This window comes from Pseudomonas sp. PDM05 (assembly GCF_014851685.1).
Taxonomy (GTDB): Bacteria; Pseudomonadota; Gammaproteobacteria; order Pseudomonadales; family Pseudomonadaceae; genus Aquipseudomonas.
This window is the reverse complement of the sequence record NZ_JACVAC010000008.1, coordinates 126,062-142,190: the sequence shown is the minus strand read 5'-3', so window position 1 is coordinate 142,190 and position 16,129 is coordinate 126,062. Positions and strand designations below refer to the sequence as shown.

The 16,129-nt window shown below is 62.3% G+C and carries 14 protein-coding genes; 7 read left to right on the top strand and 7 right to left on the bottom strand.

Annotated features, from left to right (window positions below; translation table 11 throughout):
* Positions 1-139: 139 nt before the first annotated feature.
* Together IB241_RS17445 and IB241_RS17440 are read left to right on the top strand one after the other, a co-directional pair.
* Positions 140-874: a response regulator gene (locus tag IB241_RS17445; RefSeq protein ID WP_192299483.1), complete on the top strand. Its 735-nt coding sequence runs from the start codon at positions 140-142 to the stop codon at positions 872-874.
* Positions 864-2,333 carry an ATP-binding protein gene (locus IB241_RS17440; protein ID WP_192299482.1) on the top strand — a complete coding sequence of 490 codons (1,470 nt, stop codon included), beginning with the start codon at positions 864-866 and terminating at the stop codon, positions 2,331-2,333. Before IB241_RS17445 ends, IB241_RS17440 begins: the two co-directional genes overlap by 11 nt.
* Positions 2,334-2,459: 126 nt before the next feature.
* Here the strand turns inward: IB241_RS17440 and IB241_RS17435 are convergent, their stop codons facing one another.
* A complete protein-coding gene (locus tag IB241_RS17435; RefSeq protein ID WP_192299481.1) occupies positions 2,460-3,389 on the bottom strand; it encodes an AraC family transcriptional regulator in 930 nt (309 codons plus the stop codon).
* Positions 3,390-3,717: 328 nt separating this feature from the next.
* Here IB241_RS17435 and IB241_RS17430 point away from each other — a divergent pair, with 328 nt between their 5' ends.
* Both IB241_RS17430 and IB241_RS17425 read left to right on the top strand, forming a co-directional pair.
* A complete protein-coding gene (locus IB241_RS17430) occupies positions 3,718-4,059 on the top strand; it encodes an antibiotic biosynthesis monooxygenase family protein (protein ID WP_192299480.1) in 342 nt (113 codons plus the stop codon).
* Positions 4,060-4,071: 12 nt separating this feature from the next.
* The gene (locus IB241_RS17425) at positions 4,072-4,350 is read left to right on the top strand and encodes a hypothetical protein (protein ID WP_192299479.1); all 279 of its coding nucleotides are present in this window, start codon (positions 4,072-4,074) and stop codon (positions 4,348-4,350) included.
* Between the two features lie 159 nt (positions 4,351-4,509).
* Here the strand turns inward: IB241_RS17425 and IB241_RS17420 are convergent, their stop codons facing one another.
* A complete protein-coding gene (locus tag IB241_RS17420; RefSeq protein ID WP_192299478.1) occupies positions 4,510-5,142 on the bottom strand; it encodes a flavin reductase family protein in 633 nt (210 codons plus the stop codon).
* A 196-nt stretch (positions 5,143-5,338) separates the two neighbouring features.
* Between IB241_RS17420 and IB241_RS17415 the strand changes: the two genes are divergently transcribed.
* A complete protein-coding gene (locus IB241_RS17415) occupies positions 5,339-6,100 on the top strand; it encodes a hypothetical protein (protein WP_192299477.1) in 762 nt (253 codons plus the stop codon).
* 127 nt (positions 6,101-6,227) lie between these two features.
* Here IB241_RS17415 and IB241_RS17410 read toward each other — a convergent pair whose 3' ends face one another.
* From IB241_RS17410 to IB241_RS17395, 4 genes are all read right to left on the bottom strand, one after another.
* Entirely contained in the window at positions 6,228-7,547 is a 1,320-nt protein-coding gene (locus IB241_RS17410) for an MFS transporter (RefSeq protein ID WP_192299476.1), read from the bottom strand.
* A 280-nt stretch (positions 7,548-7,827) separates the two neighbouring features.
* Positions 7,828-9,153, bottom strand: coding sequence for a sigma-54-dependent transcriptional regulator (locus IB241_RS17405; protein WP_192299475.1), 1,326 nt, complete (start codon positions 9,151-9,153; stop codon positions 7,828-7,830).
* Entirely contained in the window at positions 9,147-10,913 is a 1,767-nt protein-coding gene (locus IB241_RS17400) for an ATP-binding protein (RefSeq protein ID WP_192299474.1), read from the bottom strand. The genes IB241_RS17405 and IB241_RS17400 overlap by 7 nt, the downstream gene beginning before the upstream one ends.
* A 151-nt stretch (positions 10,914-11,064) precedes the next feature.
* Complete coding sequence (locus IB241_RS17395) at positions 11,065-12,588, bottom strand: fumarate hydratase (protein ID WP_016971118.1); 1,524 nt, start codon at positions 12,586-12,588, stop codon at positions 11,065-11,067.
* Between the two features lie 217 nt (positions 12,589-12,805).
* Here IB241_RS17395 and IB241_RS17390 point away from each other — a divergent pair, with 217 nt between their 5' ends.
* On the top strand, positions 12,806-13,738 hold the full coding sequence (locus tag IB241_RS17390) for an iron-sulfur-binding ferredoxin reductase (protein ID WP_192299473.1): 933 nt from the start codon (positions 12,806-12,808) through the stop codon (positions 13,736-13,738).
* Between the two features lie 30 nt (positions 13,739-13,768).
* Positions 13,769-14,518, top strand: coding sequence for an enoyl-CoA hydratase-related protein (locus IB241_RS17385; protein ID WP_192299472.1), 750 nt, complete (start codon positions 13,769-13,771; stop codon positions 14,516-14,518).
* A 145-nt stretch (positions 14,519-14,663) separates the two neighbouring features.
* Here IB241_RS17385 and pyk read toward each other — a convergent pair whose 3' ends face one another.
* Positions 14,664-16,115: a pyruvate kinase gene (gene pyk, locus IB241_RS17380; protein ID WP_192299471.1), complete on the bottom strand. Its 1,452-nt coding sequence runs from the start codon at positions 16,113-16,115 to the stop codon at positions 14,664-14,666.
* Positions 16,116-16,129 lie beyond the last annotated feature (14 nt).

The window sequence follows — 16,129 nt, the reverse complement described above, 5'->3', positions numbered from 1 at the left end:
CGATGGCCTCTTCGCGAGCAAGCCCGCTCCCACATTCTGGTGTGTGAACACCTTCAAGTCTGGGAGCGGGCTTGCCCGCGAAGGGGGCCTCAAGGGCAACAAATGACTTAAGCTTGGCCATAACAACAAGGAGGCCCCCGTGAGCGTAATCAGTAAATCCATTCTCCTCGTCGACGACGACCAGGAAATCCGCGAATTGCTGCAGACCTACCTCAGTCGCGCCGGCTTCCAGGTGCGTGGCGTGCCGGATGGCGCGGGGTTCCGCCAGGCGATGAACGAGGCGCCGTGCGACCTGGTCATCCTCGATGTGATGCTGCCGGACGAAGACGGTTTCAGCCTTTGCCGCTGGATCCGCCAGCACCCGCGCCAGGCGCAGGTGCCGATCATCATGCTCACCGCCAGCTCAGACGAAACCGACCGTGTGATCGGTCTGGAGCTGGGCGCCGACGATTACATCGGCAAGCCGTTCAGCCCCCGCGAGCTGCAAGCGCGGATCAAGGCGCTGTTGCGCCGTGCGCAGTTCGGCCAGGAACAACGCGGCAGCAGCGATGTGCTGGCGTTCGATGAGTGGCGCCTGGACATGATCAGCCACCGGCTGTTCCACGTAGACGGCGAAGAAGTGATCCTCTCCGGCGCCGACTTTGCGCTGCTCAAATTGTTTCTCGATCACCCGCAACAGATCCTCGACCGCGACACCATCGGCAACGCCACCCGTGGCCGCGACCTGATGCCGTTGGACCGTATCGTCGACATGGCCGTCAGCCGCCTGCGCCAACGCCTGCGCGATACCGAAAAACCGCCGAGGCTGATCCGTACCGTGCGTGGCAGCGGTTATCAACTGGCAGCCAGCGTGGTTGCCGGCAATGCCCACTGAACATCTGAGCGAACGCCGTCGCCGCTTCCCGGTACCGCGCTCGCTGCTGGGGCGCATGCTGCTGCTGACCTTGCTGGTGGTGTTGTTTGCCCAGGCGCTGTCGAGCGTGATCTGGGTCTCGCAACTGCGCGCCACCCAGCTTGAAGGCCTGGTCACCAGTGCCCGCAGCCTGGCGCACTCGATGACGGCCAGCGTGAGTTATTTCCGTTCGTTGCCGGTGGCCTATCGCCCGTTGGTCCTCGACCAATTGCGCAGCATGGGCGGCACACGGTTCGTGGTGACGCTCAATGATCGGCCGCTGGACATGCAGGTCTTGCCGCAAACTCCGCGCAAACAGGCGGTACTGGAGGCGGTGGATGAAGTGCTGCGCCAGACCCTGGGCGCCGACGTGCACATCTCGGTGGAATTCGTCAGCGCCGAAGACTTGCGCATCTTCAACGCCGGTTTGAAACTCGACGAGTTGCCACGCTCATGGGCGCATTACGCGCTGACCCTGGAGCCGGTGAACCCGCCGGTGCTGGTCACCCAGATCCAGCTCGCCCCTGGCGAGTGGTTGTACATCGCCTCGCTGCTGCCCGAGCCCTACACCAGCCTTGAAGAACAGGGCCTGCCGTCCCAGCAAGTGTGGTTTATCGTGCTCACCAGCGGCTTCTTGCTGCTGTTTATCGGCCTGCTGGTGCACTGGCAAAGCCGGCCGCTCAAGCGCCTGGCGCGGGCGGCGCGGGACATGTCCCTGGGCGCCGACGTCGAACCCGTGGCCGAAGGCGGCGGCAGTGAAGTGGTCGAAGTGGGCCGCGCCTTCAACGCCATGCGCGAGCGCATCAGCCGTTACCTGACCGAGCGCAGCCAGTTGTTCAGCGCTATTTCCCACGACTTGCGCACCCCGATCACACGCCTGCGCCTGCGTGTGGAGTTGCTTGAGGACGAAAACCTGCAAGCCAAGTTCGGCCGCGACCTGGATGAATTGGAGTTGCTGGTCAAAGGTGCGCTGCAATGCGTGAAAGACACCGACATCCACGAAAACATCGAGCCGGTGGACCTCAACCACGTGCTCGACTGCCTGGTCGAGCCGTACCTGGCGCCGAACGGCAACGGCCGCGTGACCCAGCACGGTCGTGCGCTGAGTACCTATCCGGGCAAGCCGCTGGCGCTCAAGCGTTGCATCGGCAACCTGATCGACAATGCGTTGAAGTACGGGCAGAACGCGCATTTGCACATCGAAGACGATGGCGCGCAGTTCATCCTGCATGTGGATGATGAAGGGCCGGGCGTGCCGGAGCAGCGCTTGGAGCAGGTGTTTGAGCCGCACTTCCGCTTGGCTGGGCAGCAGCAGGGGTACGGGCTGGGGTTGGGGATTGCGCGCAATATTGCCCACAGTCATGGCGGCGAGGTGAGTCTGCAGAATCTGCGCGAGGGGGGGCTGCGCGTGACCCTCCAGCTGCCTCGTGGCCTGGATTAAAAAACGCCGCAGCTCAAAATGTGGGAGCGGGCTTGCTCGCGAATGCAGTGGATCAGTGAATATATTTTTGACTGACACACCGCATTCGCGAGCAAGCCCGCTCCCACATTTTTGATCTCTATTGAATCAGATGCTTTGGCGCAGTCTGGCCAGGTCTCTCAAAGGCGGCGCGCCGAATAACCGGCTGTATTCGCGGCTGAACTGCGACGGGCTTTCATACCCCACCCGATACCCCGCCGCCGAGGCTTCCAGCCCTTCGGCAATCATCAGTCGGCGCGCCTCCTGTAACCGCAGCTGCTTCTGATATTGCAGCGGGCTCATGGCGGTAATCGCCTTGAACCGATGGTGCAAGGTCGAGACGCTGAGGTTCACTTCCTTGGCCAGGTCATCGATGCGCAGCGGCTGTTCATAGTTGCTGTTCAACCAGGTGATCGCCTGGCTGACCCGATGACTCTGACTGTTGGCCACGGCGATTTCATACAGGCGATAGCCCTGCGGCCCACGCAACAAACGGTAGAGGATTTCCCGGTTGATCAGCGGCGCGAGCATGGCGATGTCTTTGGGCGTATCCAGCAGGCGCGCCAGGCGCAGCACCGCGTCGAGCAACGGGTTGTCGATGCGGTCGACGTACATGCCGCGGGCGGTCGGACGCGACGGCACACCCATCGGCCCGGCTTCGGCGATCAGCGCGGTGAGTTGCGCCGGGTCGATATTGATGCGCACCGACAGGTTCGGGTCTTCGGGCGTGGCATCGATGATCCGCCCGGCGACCGGCATGGCGACCGAGAACACCAGGTAATTGAGCGGGTCATAGGCAAAGATTTCATCGGCCAGGCGCACTTCCTTGCTGCCACTGGCGAGGATGCACAACGCGGGCTCCACCAGCACCGGCATAAAGTCGCGTGGGGTGTTGTGGCGGTTCAGGTAGAGCGAAGTGATCGCGGTGCCGTAGGAACCGTCCTCCCAGGTGTGCCGGTGGACGATGCTGGCCAGTTCGGCACGCTGTTTTTCCATCTCGGCATCGAGGGGCGTGGACTGATGTTCAGCTGACGACATGGGGCGTCCTCTACAGGCTTTTTTGATGGGCTCAGCTTAGCGGCGACTTTTCAAAAAGTGTTACGTCGATTCTGCACAATCCTTGCCTGATCCTGCGATACGTCACGAATCAGGCAAGCAGCGGGGCTGTCATCTGCCTGAAACACTGAGTCTGCGGTGCTCATCTCTCCAGCGCCCCGGACCTGCGCACTACGCTTCTCGCAGGATTGTGCAATAAGCCGGCAGGAATAGACTAACCGCGCCGAGCGCCGCGCCGTTATCTTTGATCCTGTGGCAACACGCCCTCACCGTGCTTGCCGAGCATCACTTCTCAACGGGAGAGTCGAACATGTCCACCCCCATTCCCGCGAGCCATATGGCCTTTATCCGCGCCCGCAGCGGGTGCAGCACCGAACTCGGTGCACGCTTGAGCAGTTTGATCGAACCGGGCCGCCAGGCTCAGGGTTGCCTGCAATTCTCGTTGCAGCAGTCCCAGGTTGACGCCGATGTGTGGCTGGTCTCGGGCTTCTGGAGCAGCGAGCAGGCGATGAGCCTCTACTTCAACTCACCGGCCTTGATGATCTTCACTGAGCTGTTGAACGACATGGTGATCCGCAGTATGGATTTCCAGACATTCACCGATGCATCCGCCGCCAACGCCTATGGCGAGTACCTGCAACTTGCCGGCTAAATCAGGTTTAGAATGGCCGACTTTCCATTGGCCAGGACCTGCAACATGGCACGTAAAGAGTTTGCCCACCACGAAGCCGTTTCCGCCGTAGTGCCGGGAGAGGGTGGCTACAGCGCCGCCGTCGCCGTGAAGGCACTGGATGGCATGGGCGCACCGCGCTTTCACAAGATCCTTGATGGACAGAAGTTCAAGACGGCGTCCGATGCTGACGATGCGGCGGCACTGCAGCTTGAGCGGTTGATTGCTGTGGATGAAGAAGGTCAGCTGTCCTGGGCGCCTGCCACAGTCTAAATAACACTGCTGATCCAAAGGTGGGAGAGGGTTTGTGTGGGAGCGGGCTTGCTCGCGAATGCAGTCTGTCAGTTGATAAAGATGTCGACTGATACACCGCCTTCGCGAGCAAGCCCGCTCCCACACAAGCCCTCTCCCACAGTTTTGATCGCATTTCAGTCAGGGTTTGGTGGCCCCTGGGCGGTACATCTTGAACAGGGCTTCCGGGCCCAACTGGAAGTAATCTGCCGGCCCACCGCCACGCAAGATCGGCTCGGCGGCGGCCGTGTCGTAGACGCCATCCTTGAGCAACCACTTGGCAATATGCACCGCGACCACCTCGCCGAGCACCAGCCAGCTCGGCACCCGTTCCTTGTCGGCCCGTTGCAGCTGAATAATCTGCGTCACCTTGCATTCAAACGACACCGGGCTCTCGCCGACCCGTGGCACGGCAACGATTTTCGAAGCCACCGGCGTCAGCCCGGACAACTCGAATTCATTCACCTCAGGCGATACCGCTGCGCAACTCTGGTTCATCTGCTCGGCCAGCGGGCGGGTCGCCAGGTTCCACACGAACTCGCCGGTCTGCTCGATATTGTTCAGGCTGTCTTTGCGCCCGACGCTGGAAAACCCAATGATCGGCGGAATGTAGTTGAACGCATTGAAGAAGCTGTAAGGCGCCAGGTTCAAGCGGCCTTCACGGTCCTGGGAGGAAATCCAGCCGATGGGCCGTGGGCCGACGATGGCATTGAACGGGTCATGGGGCAGGCCGTGGCCGTTGGCGGGTTCGTAGAAGTGGATGTCGTCGGGCATGGCCGGGGTTCCTGCGATTGAGTGCGGTGAGGTGGCCATACTGCAAGGCATGGCGGTGAATTTCCATCGGCGATATGGAATTTTCATACAGCGCCCACCTATTTTTCACAGCTACACGTTCAGTCTGCGCGGCAGGTCGACGCCCCCTCATAAGTCGGCCAGTTCAAAGACTGAGCATTGGAGCTTTTTACCCCCCATGAACAAACTTCCTCAGATCACCCTGGCGTTCTGGGTCATGAAAATCTGCGCAACCACCCTGGGCGAAACCGCCGGGGATTTGCTCTCGATGACCCTGAATGTCGGCTACGCCCTCAGTTCGATGATCTTGATCAGCGTGTTCCTTGTCACCCTGGTGACGCAACTCTGGTCGAAAACCTACAACCCGGTGCTGTACTGGATCGTGATTCTGTCCACCAGCACGGCCGGCACCACCATGTCGGACTTTATGGACCGTACCTTGGGCCTGGGCTACGCAACGGGGTCGATGATCCTGATTGTGATCCTGATGATCATCTTCGCGATGTGGCACCTGAGCGGCGATTCGCTGAACGTGAACAAGGTGCAGACGTTCCGTGGCGAGTTGTTCTACTGGATGGCGATTCTGTTTTCCAACACCCTGGGCACCGCACTGGGCGACTTCCTGGCGGACGATTCGGGGCTGGGTTTTGCCGGCGGTGCGTTGTTGATCGGCTCGACCATTGCGGCCGTGGTGGCGCTCAAGTACTTCACGCGGATCTCGTCGGTATTGTTGTTCTGGGTGGCGTTTGTGTTGACCCGCCCGTTTGGCGCGACACTGGGCGACTTCCTCACCAAACCCCATGAAAAGGGCGGGCTGGATTTCGGCACGATTGGCTCGTCGGCGGTGCTGGCGGCGGTGTTGGTGGTGATGATTGTCGGGGCGTCGTATGCGCAACGCCGGTATGGACGTGACCGCATTAGCCCGGCGATACAAAACTAAAATGTGGGAGCGGGCTTGCTCGCGAATGCGGTGGATCAGTCAAAATATCTGTGTCTGATACACCGCATTCGCGAGCAAGCCCGCTCCCACACAAGCCCGCTCCCACATTTAGAACTGCATTCAGCTGTTAGTCAGTGGTAATCCGCGAATGCTTGCGCGTGTCCTTCATGGTCACGTAGACCACCAGCGACACCGCGATGCACGCAGTCACATACCAGTAGTAACCGGTTTCCATGCCGATGCTCTTGAACCACAGCGCAATGTATTCAGCCGTACCGCCGAAGATCGACACCGTCAGCGCATACGGCAGGCCCACGCCCAATGCACGGATTTCAGTAGGGAACAGTTCGGCCTTCACCACCGCGTTGATCGAGGTGTAGCCGCTGACGATGATCAGCGCGGCCATGATCAGGAAGAACGCGCCCCACCAGGTCTGGATGGTGTGCAGGGTTGTGAGGATCGGTACGGTACACAGGGTGCCGAGGATACCGAAGGCGATCAGGATCGGCCGCCGGCCAACCTTGTCCGACAGGGCGCCGACCAGGGGTTGGATGCACATGAACAGAAACAGCGTCGCCGCCGAAATGGTGGTGGAGTCGGAAATGCTCATGCCGACGGTGTTCACCAGGTATTTCTGCATGTAGGTGGTGTAGGTGTAGAACGCCAGCGTGCCGCCCATGGTCAGGCCGACCACGGTCAATACTTCCTTGGGGTGACGCAGCAAGGTGCGCATCGCGCTTTCCTTGGCTTTTTCCTTCTTGGTGAACGACTCGGTTTCTTCCATGCCGCGACGCAGGTACAGCGCAACGACCGCGCACAGCGCGCCGATGGCGAACGGGATGCGCCAGCCCCAGGCGTACAGCTGCTCGGTGGTGAGCACTTGTTGCAGCACGATCAATACCGCCAGGGCAATGAGCTGGCCGGAAATCAGGGTCACGTACTGGAAGCTGGAGAAGAAACCGCGACGTTCCTTGGTCGCCATTTCACTCAGGTAGGTCGCGGAGGTGCCGTACTCGCCACCCACGGACAGGCCTTGCAGCAAGCGCGCGAGCACCAACAGGATGGGGGCGCCGATGCCGATGGTGTCATAGCCCGGCGTCAGGGCGATCAGCAGCGAACCGAAGCACATCAACAGTACCGAGGCCATCAACGCGGCCTTGCGGCCTTTGTAGTCGGCGTACATGCCCATCAACCAGCCGCCGATCGGCCGCATGATGAAGCCCACGGCAAAGATCGCGGCGGTGTTCATCAGTTGCGCGGTGGAGGAACCGGCGGGAAAAAAGGCTTTGGCGAAGTACAGCGAGAATGCCGCGTAGACGTACCAGTCGTACCACTCGACCATGTTGCCGACCGAGCCGCTGAAGATCGATTTGATCCGGCTGGAGGTGGTGCGTTCTTTTGCCGGCGCGGCCGCCGACCCCAGAGGCAGGGCGTTGGAGTTATCCATTGAAGGATCCTTCATCTAGTTGTTTTTATGGAGCGTGCCTGGGCACAGCCTGGTTGGGGCTATAGCAGGAGCTGTGCCAGGTGGATGAAGGCCCGGTCTAGAAGGGTTTGGTGGATTTTTTGAGCGGAAAGTCGCTGATGTTTTGTGAGGGGTGAGCGGAAATCCGCTTATGGCGGCTGGCCTTTTCGCGGGCAAGCCCGCTCCCACAGTTGACCGAGTTCAAAATTTGGAATGCAGTCAGTGTGGGAGCGGGCTTGCCCGCGAAAAGGCCTACAGGTCGCTAGAGAAACATCTCCCGCACCAACCCATGGCGCTGCATCTTTTCATTGAAGGTGCGCCGCGGCAGTTGCAGCTCCGCCAGCACCGCCTTGATGTCACCTTTGTGCCGCGTCAACGCCGCCTTCAAGCAATGGGCTTCGAACGCTTCCTGCTGCGCCGCCAACGATTGCCCGGCCTCGATGCCTTCCGGCTCCGGCTCGCCCAACCCCAGCACCTGGCGTTCGGCGACGTTGGCCAGCTCGCGCACATTGCCCGGCCAGTCGTGGCTGAGCAGGCGCCCCAACTGCGCGCCGCTCAAGGGCTCGATACTGCGGCCGAGGCGCTCGGCGGCACTGTGTGCAAAGTGGTCGAACAACAGCGGAATATCTTCACGCCGCTCACGCAACGGTGGCAGGCGCAGTTGCGCGACGTTCAACCGATAGGCCAGGTCTTCACGGAAACGCCCGGCGCGCGCTTCTTCCAGCAGATCGGGTTTGGTCGCGGCAATAATGCGCAAATCCACGTGGATGCTCTGGTTGGAGCCCAAGCGCTCCAGCTTCTGCTCCTGCAACACCCGCAGCAGCTTGACCTGCTGGGCCAGGGGCATGCTTTCGATTTCATCCAGGAACAGCGTGCCGCCGTGGGCGTATTCCAGTTTGCCGATGCGTTTGCCCTGAGCGCCGGTAAACGCGCCGCTTTCATGGCCGAACAGCTCGGCCTCAAACAGTTGCTCGGGGATCGCCGCGCAGTTGAGCGCCACAAACGGCTTTTTCGCGCGCGGGCCGAAATCATGCAGGCAGCGCGCAACCAGCTCCTTGCCGCTGCCGGTCTCGCCGCGAATCAGCACATTGACCGGCAAGCCTGCCAGGTCCAACACCTGGCGCCGCAGGTTCTGCAACCCCCGGGACACGCCGAGCAGGCTCGATTCAAGCTGGGCCTTGTGGTCAGCCTGTTGATGCAGGCGCCGGTTTTCCAGGATCAGCCCGCGCTTGTCCAACGCCCGGCGCAGGCTGTTGAGCAGGGCGTCGGGGCTGAAGGGTTTTTCCAGAAAGTCGTAGGCACCGTCGCGCATGGCTTCCACCGCCATCGGCACATCGCCGTGGCCGGTGAGCAGGATCACCGGCAGGTCGGCATCGCGGCGTTGCACTTCGGCGAGCAACTCCAGGCCGCTGAGGCCGGGCATGCGCACATCGCTGAGGATCACGCCGGGGAAGTCCCTGGGCAACTGCGCCAGGCATGCCTCGGCGCGGCTGAACAGCTGCACCTCAAAGCCCGACAGGCTCAACCACTGCTCCACGGCCGTGCGGATGCTGGCTTCGTCATCGACCACAATCACCGCGTTCAACATAGGTCGGGCGTCTCCAGCGCGATTGGCAGCGTCAGGGTAAACACCGCGCCGTCGCCACGGTTGCCGGCGATCAGGCGCCCGCCCAATTCGTGCACGATGGCGTAGGACACCGCCAGCCCCAGGCCCAGCCCATCACCCACCGGCTTGGTGGTGAAGAAGGGGTCGAACACGCTGTTCAGGTGCTCTTCGGCGATCCCGCCGCCGCTGTCGCTGACGGTCAGTTGCCACAGCTGCTGGTCGGCGTGCAGGCGGATTTCCAGGCGTTTGCGCGGCTTGTCGGCCATGGCGTCGAGGGCATTGCGCAGCAGGTTGATCAGCACCTGTTCCAGGCGGATCGCGTCGCCGCGGACCCAGGCCGGGCGGGTCAGGTCGAGTACCACGCCGATGCCTTCATCACGCAGGCGTGCGTCGAGCAGGTGCAGGGATTGGTCGACCACCATCGCCAGGTCCAGGCGTTCGCGCAGGCCGCTGGGGCTCTTGCGGGCGAAGGTCTTGAGGTGGCCGGTGAGCGCGGCCATGCGTGTGAGCATTTCGTCCAGCGGGGTCAGGGCCTTGTAGGCATCGTCCACACGGCCGTGGTCGAGCAGCAGGCGCAGGGTGGCCAACTGCATGCGCTGGGCGGTCAGCGGCTGGTTGATCTCATGGGCGAGGGCGGCGGACATCTGCCCCAGCGCCGCCAGCTTGGCCGATTGCACCAGGCCATCCTGGGCGGTGCGCAGCGCCTGGGTGCGTTCTTCCACCAGGCGCTCCAGCTCTTCGCGGCTGCGCTGGCGCAACCGGGCCAGGCGCCAGCGCTGCGTGAGGAACAACACCAGGAACACCAGGGCCAGCCAGGAGCCCGCGGCGGCCAGGCCGGCGTTGCGCTGGTCTTCAAAGGCGAATTGCGGTTTGCGCAGCAGGTGCAGGGTCCAGCCTTCGGCTTTGAGCGGCAGGGATTCCCAGATGTAATTGGCGTTGCCATCGGGGCCGTTGACGCGCATCAGGTGGCTGTTGTCGTCAAAGCGCTGCAAGGGCTGGGTGTCCAGCGGTTCCAGGTGTTTCTTGTCGTATTGGCGGGTGGCCTTGAGTTCGGCCAGGTCGGTTTCCGACAGCGGTCGCAGGTTGCGGTAACGCCAGCCTGGCTGATTGGCGATAAACACGATGCCGCGCGCGTCACTGACCAACAACAGGTCATTGCCCTGGGCCCATTCGCGCTCGAGCTCGGGGAATTCCAGCTTGACCACCATGGCGCCGAGGAACTGCTCGTGTTCATCCACCACCGCGCTGGAAAGGAAGTAGCCCGGCACGCCTGTGGTCACCCCCACCGCGTAGAAGCGTCCCGTGCCCTGGCTTTTGGTCTGGCTGAAATACGGCCGGAACGCGTAGTTGTGCCCGACATAACTGCTCGGCAGGTTCCAGTTGCTGGCAGCCACCGCGAGGCCGTTGCGGTCCATCAACTCCAGGGTCGATGACTGTGCGGCGCCGTTGATGCGTTCCAGTTTGCGGTTGAGCACATCCTGGGTTGCGGGCTCCAGCGGGCCTTTCAACGCGCTGATCATTTCCGAGTCCAGCGCCAGCACGGCGGGCAGGGCGCGGTAGCGTTCGATCAAGGTGTGCAGGGAATTGGCGTACAGCGCGAGTTGCTGATTCGCACGAGCCGCATCGTCCACCAGGGCTTGGCGTTCGGCGTGGCGGGTGGCCAAGGCGGCGGCCAACAGCGCACCGGCGATGATCAACAGGGAATAGAAGGTCAGGCGCAGGGGGCGAGGGATCACGATCATACGGTGATGAACAGGCGCAGTGAGGGGAGTGCACCATATCATGCGTGCCTTGAATCTTGTGACGAATGGGTTTGTGTGGCAGCGTGCCAGCCATAAAAAAGGCGACTGGGCCGTGTAGCCGCAGTCGCCATTTTTTAGGGCAGGGAAGTGCTTATTGCACTTCTACCGCCAGGCTTTCACTGATCTTTTTCTGCCAGATGGCAGGACCGGTGATGTGCACGGATTCGCCCTTGCTGTCGACTGCAACGGTGACCGGCATGTCTTTGACGTCGAACTCGTAGATCGCTTCCATACCCAGTTCGGCGAACGCAACCACGCGCGACTTCTTGATGGCTTGCGCCACCAGGTAGGCAGCACCGCCGACGGCCATCAGGTACACGGCCTTGTGGTCCTTGATCGCTTCGATCGCAGTCGGGCCGCGCTCGGATTTGCCGATCATGCCCAACAGGCCGGTTTGCTCGAGGATCTGACGGGTGAACTTGTCCATCCGCGTCGCGGTGGTCGGGCCAGCCGGGCCAACCACTTCTTCGCGCACCGGATCAACCGGGCCGACGTAGTAGATGAAACGACCCTTGAGGTCCACCGGCAGGGTTTCGCCCTTGTTCAGCATCTCGACCATGCGCTTGTGCGCGGCGTCGCGGCCGGTGAGCATTTTGCCGTTGAGCAACACGGTTTCGCCCGGCTGCCAGCTCTGCACTTCTTCCGGGGTCAGGGTGTCGAGGTTGACGCGACGGGCCGATGGGCCGGCTTCCCAGACGATTTCCGGGTAGGCGTCCAGCGGTGGCGCTTCCAGCGACGCCGGGCCCGAACCGTCGAGCACGAAGTGCGCGTGACGGGTGGCGGCGCAGTTGGGGATCATGCACACCGGCAGGGAGGCAGCGTGGGTCGGGTAGTCCATGATCTTCACGTCGAGCACGGTGGTCAGGCCACCCAGGCCCTGGGCGCCGATGCCCAGTTGGTTGACCTTCTCGAACAGCTCCAGGCGCATCTCTTCGATACGGTTCTGCGGGCCGCGCTTTTTCAGCTCGTGGATGTCGATGGATTCCATCAACACTTCCTTGGCCATCACCGCGGCTTTCTCGGCGGTGCCGCCGATGCCGATACCGAGCATGCCCGGTGGGCACCAGCCGGCGCCCATGGTCGGAACGGTCTTGAGCACCCAGTCGACGATCGAGTCGGACGGGTTGAGCATGGCCATTTTCGACTTGTTCTCGGAACCGCCACCCTTGGCCGCCACGTCCACTTCCACGGTGTTACCCGGGACGATGGAGTAGTGGATGACCGCAGGGGTGTTGTCCTTGGTGTTTTTACGCGCGCCTGCCGGGTCGGCGAGGATCGATGCACGCAGGACGTTTTCCGGCAGGTTGTAGGCGCGACGCACGCCTTCGTTGATCATGTCGTCCAGGCCCATGGTGGCGCCATCCCAACGTACGTCCATGCCTACGCGCACGAACACGGTAACGATACCGGTGTCCTGGCAGATCGGGCGATGGCCGGTGGCGCACATGCGCGAGTTGATCAGGATCTGGGCGATGGAGTCACGGGCCGCTGGCGATTCTTCGCGCAGGTAGGCTTCGTGCATGGCCTGGATGAAATCAACGGGGTGGTAGTAGGAAATGAATTGCAGGGCGTCGGCAACGCTCTGAATCAGGTCGTCTTGCTTGATCACGGTCATGAGTCGCGCTCCTCTATAAGGGAACATTCAATAAAGGTGGCTTCAGTGGGGTGCATCGGTCGGCTGAAGCCACCTTTCCAAGGCACGCCAATGGTGCAGGCGCGACGCTAAAAAGGCGCGGCAGTATAACCCGGCACGGTGGCCGATACACCCGACTATGGTCAAACTGTCGCAGGCATGATTCCCTGTGCCCATCCCCTGTGATTGAGACCTTTATATGCCTGAACTGCACGTCGGCGAACGCCACTGGTCGGTCGCCACCGGCAGCAATCTGTTGGATGCGTTGAATCAGGCGGGTGTGGCGGTGCCCTACAGTTGCCGCGCCGGCAGTTGCCATGCGTGTCTGGTGCGGTGTACCGGCGAGGTTTCCGATCGGCAGCCGGATGCCTTGAGCCCGGCCCAACGCCTGGAGGGTTGGCGGTTGGCCTGTCAGTGCCAAGTCAGCGCGGATCTGCGTGTCGAAACCTTTGATCCGGTGCGTGACGGTTTGGCGGCGCAGGTCGTGGGCGTCGATTGGTTGAGCTCGACGGTGCTGCGCCTGCGTCTGCAACCGGAACGTGGGCTGCGCTATCGCGCCGGCCAGCATCTGGTGGTGTGGGCGGGGCAGGTGGCGCGGCCTTACTCGCTGGCGAGTTTGCCGCAGGAGGACCCGTTCCTGGAGTTTCACCTCGACTGCCGTCAGCCTGGGGAATTCACCGATATTGCCCGTCAGTTGCAACTCGGCGACGGTTTGCGTCTGGGCGAGTTGCGTGGCGGCGCGTTGCAATATGATCCGGACTGGCAAGCCCGACCGTTGTGGCTGCTGGCGTCGGGCACGGGCCTGGGCCCATTGTGGGGGGTATTGCGTGAGGCGCTGCGCCAGGATCACCAGGGCGCCATCCGCGTGATTCACCAGGCCCATGATGTCGCCGGGCATTACCTGGCCGAACCCCTGGCAGCGCTGGCCGCGCAGCATCCGAACTTGACGGTGGAGCTGTGGACGGCGGCGCAGGCGACCCAGGCATTGGCGCAACTGCGGCTTGTTTCGCGGCAAACCTTGGCCTTACTCTGCGGACACCCCGCCCATGTCGACGCGTTCTCCAAGCGCCTGTTCCTGGCGGGCCTGCCGCGCAATCAACTGCTGGCCGACGTGTTCCTGCCCCGTGGTTGAGCGCTGAACTCCACAGCCGCGAGAATCGCCATGACCGACGCCATCCTGCAGCACCGCGAACGTGGGCTGCTGACCTTGCAGCTCAATCGCCCCGACAAGAAAAACGCCCTGACCCGTGGGATGTACACACAGTTGGCCAAGGCGCTGGAGTTGGCCGATGCAGATCCAGCCATTCATGCGGTGCTGATCCAGGGCAGCAGCGAGTGTTTTACCGCCGGCAATGACATCGGTGACTTCCTCGAGCAACCGCCTGCCGACCTCGACAGTCCGCCGTTTCACTTCATGCAAAGCCTGCTCAACTGCCGCAAACCGGTGATCGCCGCAGTGGCGGGCGCGGCGGTGGGGATCGGCACCACGCTATTGCTGCATTGCGACCTGGTCTATGTCAGCCGGGATGCGCGGTTGCGCATGCCGTTCGTCAACCTGGGGCTGTGTCCGGAGTTTGGCTCGAGCCTGATCCTGCCGCGACTGCTGGGGCATGCGAAGGCGGCAGAACTGTTGCTGTTGGGTGAGGGGTTCAGCGGTGAGCAGGCGGCGGCGTGGGGGATTGCGACCGAGGCGCTGGGCAGTGGCGAAGCGGCGTTGGCCAAGGCGCGGGAAGTGGCTGCGCGTTTCGAGACGCTGGCGCCGGGGGCGGTGCAGGTGACCAAGCAGTTGATGAAAAGCGTGGATCGCGAGCAGTTGCGGCGGGTGATTGAGGAGGAGGGCGCGTTGTTTACCCAGCGGTTGAGGTCGCCGGAGGCGGTTGCGGCGTTGTCGGCCTTTATCACTGGGCGATGATGCTTGGGTGATTGGTCTGGCCTCAAGGGGATCGCGGTCAAACTGTGGGAGCGGGCTTGCCCGCGATGAGGTCCTCTGTCGCCACACAAAAACCCAGGCATAAAAAAGCCCCGAACCAGTCGGGGCTTTTTCATTCAGCAGTCACTCAGACCATTGGGTCGCCAACGTGCAGAATCTTCATGCCGTTGGTGCCGCCAGTGGTGTGGTAGCTGTCGCCCTTGGTCAGGATGACCCAGTCGCCTTTTTCCACGACGCCGCGCTTGACCAACTCGTCGATGGCCGCCTGGCTGACTTCGTGCGGCGGCAGCGATGCCGGGTCGAACGGCACGGTGTACACACCACGGAACATCGCCGCGCGGGCCTGGGCTTCGCGGTGTGGGGTGAACGCGTAGATCGGCACCGAAGAACGGATGCGCGACATGATCAACGGCGTGTAGCCACTTTCGGTCAAGGCGATGATCGCCTTCACGCCCGGGAAGTGGTTGGCGGTGTACATGGCCGCCAGGGCGATGCTCTGGTCGCAGCTTTCAAACTCTTTGCCGATGCGGTGGCTGGAGGTCTTGCTGGTCGGGTGCTTTTCAGCGCCGACGCAGATACGCGCCATCGCTTGCACGGCTTCCAGTGGGTACGGGCCGGCGGCACTTTCAGCCGAGAGCATCACGGCGTCGGTGTAGTCGAGCACGGCGTTGGCCACGTCGGACACTTCGGCGCGGGTCGGCATCGGGTTCTGGATCATCGACTCCATCATCTGGGTCGCCACGATCACCGCTTTGTTGTGGCGGCGTGCGTGCAGGATGATCTTCTTCTGGATACCGATCAGCTCGGCGTCACCGATTTCCACACCGAGGTCGCCACGGGCAACCATCACGGCGTCGGAAGCCTTGATCAGGCCATCGAGGGTTTCGTCATCGGCCACGGCTTCGGCGCGTTCGATCTTCGCCACCAGCCAGGCGGTGCCGCCGGCTTCGTCGCGCAGTTTACGGGCGTATTCCATGTCGGCTGCGTCGCGCGGGAAGGACACGGCGAGGTAGTCCACTTCCATTTCAGCGGCGAGCTTGATGTCGGCCTTGTCTTTTTCAGTCAGGGCAGGAGCGGTCAGACCACCGCCGCGCCGGTTGATGCCTTTGTGGTCCGACAGCGGGCCGCCGATAATCACGGTGCAGTGCAGTTCGGTCGGGGTAGCGGTGTCGACGCGCATGACCACGCGGCCGTCATCCAGCAGCAGTTCGTCGCCGACGCCGCAATCCTTGACCAGGTCCGGGTAATCGATACCCACGACTTGCTGGTTGCCTTCGGTCAGCGGGTGGCTGGTGGAGAAGGTGAACTGGTCACCGATCTTCAGCTCGATGCGCTTGTTGGCGAATTTGGCGATACGGATTTTCGGGCCTTGCAGGTCACCCAGCAACGCCACGAAACGGCCATGCTTGGCCGCGAGGTCACGCACCAGCTTGGCACGAGCCTTGTGCTCGTCCGGGGTGCCGTGGGAGAAGTTCAGACGGGCGACGTCCAAACCAGCCAGAATCAGCTGTTCGAGGACTTCCGGCGAGTTGCTGGCCGGGCCAAGGGTGGCGACGATTTTGGTACGACGGACGGACATGCACAGACTCCTGA

What these genes read in the sequence shown, in the direction of transcription:
- IB241_RS17440 (WP_192299482.1), top strand. Translation starts at nt 864, where the DNA reads ATGCCCACTGAACATCTGAGCGAACGCCGTCGCCGCTTCCCGGTACCG.
- IB241_RS17435 (WP_192299481.1), bottom strand. Translation starts at nt 3,389, where the DNA reads ATGTCGTCAGCTGAACATCAGTCCACGCCCCTCGATGCCGAGATGGAA.
- IB241_RS17430 (WP_192299480.1), top strand. Translation starts at nt 3,718, where the DNA reads ATGTCCACCCCCATTCCCGCGAGCCATATGGCCTTTATCCGCGCCCGC.
- IB241_RS17425 (WP_192299479.1), top strand. Translation starts at nt 4,072, where the DNA reads ATGGCCGACTTTCCATTGGCCAGGACCTGCAACATGGCACGTAAAGAG.
- IB241_RS17420 (WP_192299478.1), bottom strand. Translation starts at nt 5,142, where the DNA reads ATGCCCGACGACATCCACTTCTACGAACCCGCCAACGGCCACGGCCTG.
- IB241_RS17415 (WP_192299477.1), top strand. Translation starts at nt 5,339, where the DNA reads ATGAACAAACTTCCTCAGATCACCCTGGCGTTCTGGGTCATGAAAATC.
- IB241_RS17410 (WP_192299476.1), bottom strand. Translation starts at nt 7,547, where the DNA reads ATGGATAACTCCAACGCCCTGCCTCTGGGGTCGGCGGCCGCGCCGGCA.
- IB241_RS17405 (WP_192299475.1), bottom strand. Translation starts at nt 9,153, where the DNA reads ATGTTGAACGCGGTGATTGTGGTCGATGACGAAGCCAGCATCCGCACG.
- IB241_RS17400 (WP_192299474.1), bottom strand. Translation starts at nt 10,913, where the DNA reads ATGATCGTGATCCCTCGCCCCCTGCGCCTGACCTTCTATTCCCTGTTG.
- IB241_RS17395 (WP_016971118.1), bottom strand. Translation starts at nt 12,588, where the DNA reads ATGACCGTGATCAAGCAAGACGACCTGATTCAGAGCGTTGCCGACGCC.
- IB241_RS17390 (WP_192299473.1), top strand. Translation starts at nt 12,806, where the DNA reads ATGCCTGAACTGCACGTCGGCGAACGCCACTGGTCGGTCGCCACCGGC.
- IB241_RS17385 (WP_192299472.1), top strand. Translation starts at nt 13,769, where the DNA reads ATGACCGACGCCATCCTGCAGCACCGCGAACGTGGGCTGCTGACCTTG.
- pyk (WP_192299471.1), bottom strand. Translation starts at nt 16,115, where the DNA reads ATGTCCGTCCGTCGTACCAAAATCGTCGCCACCCTTGGCCCGGCCAGC.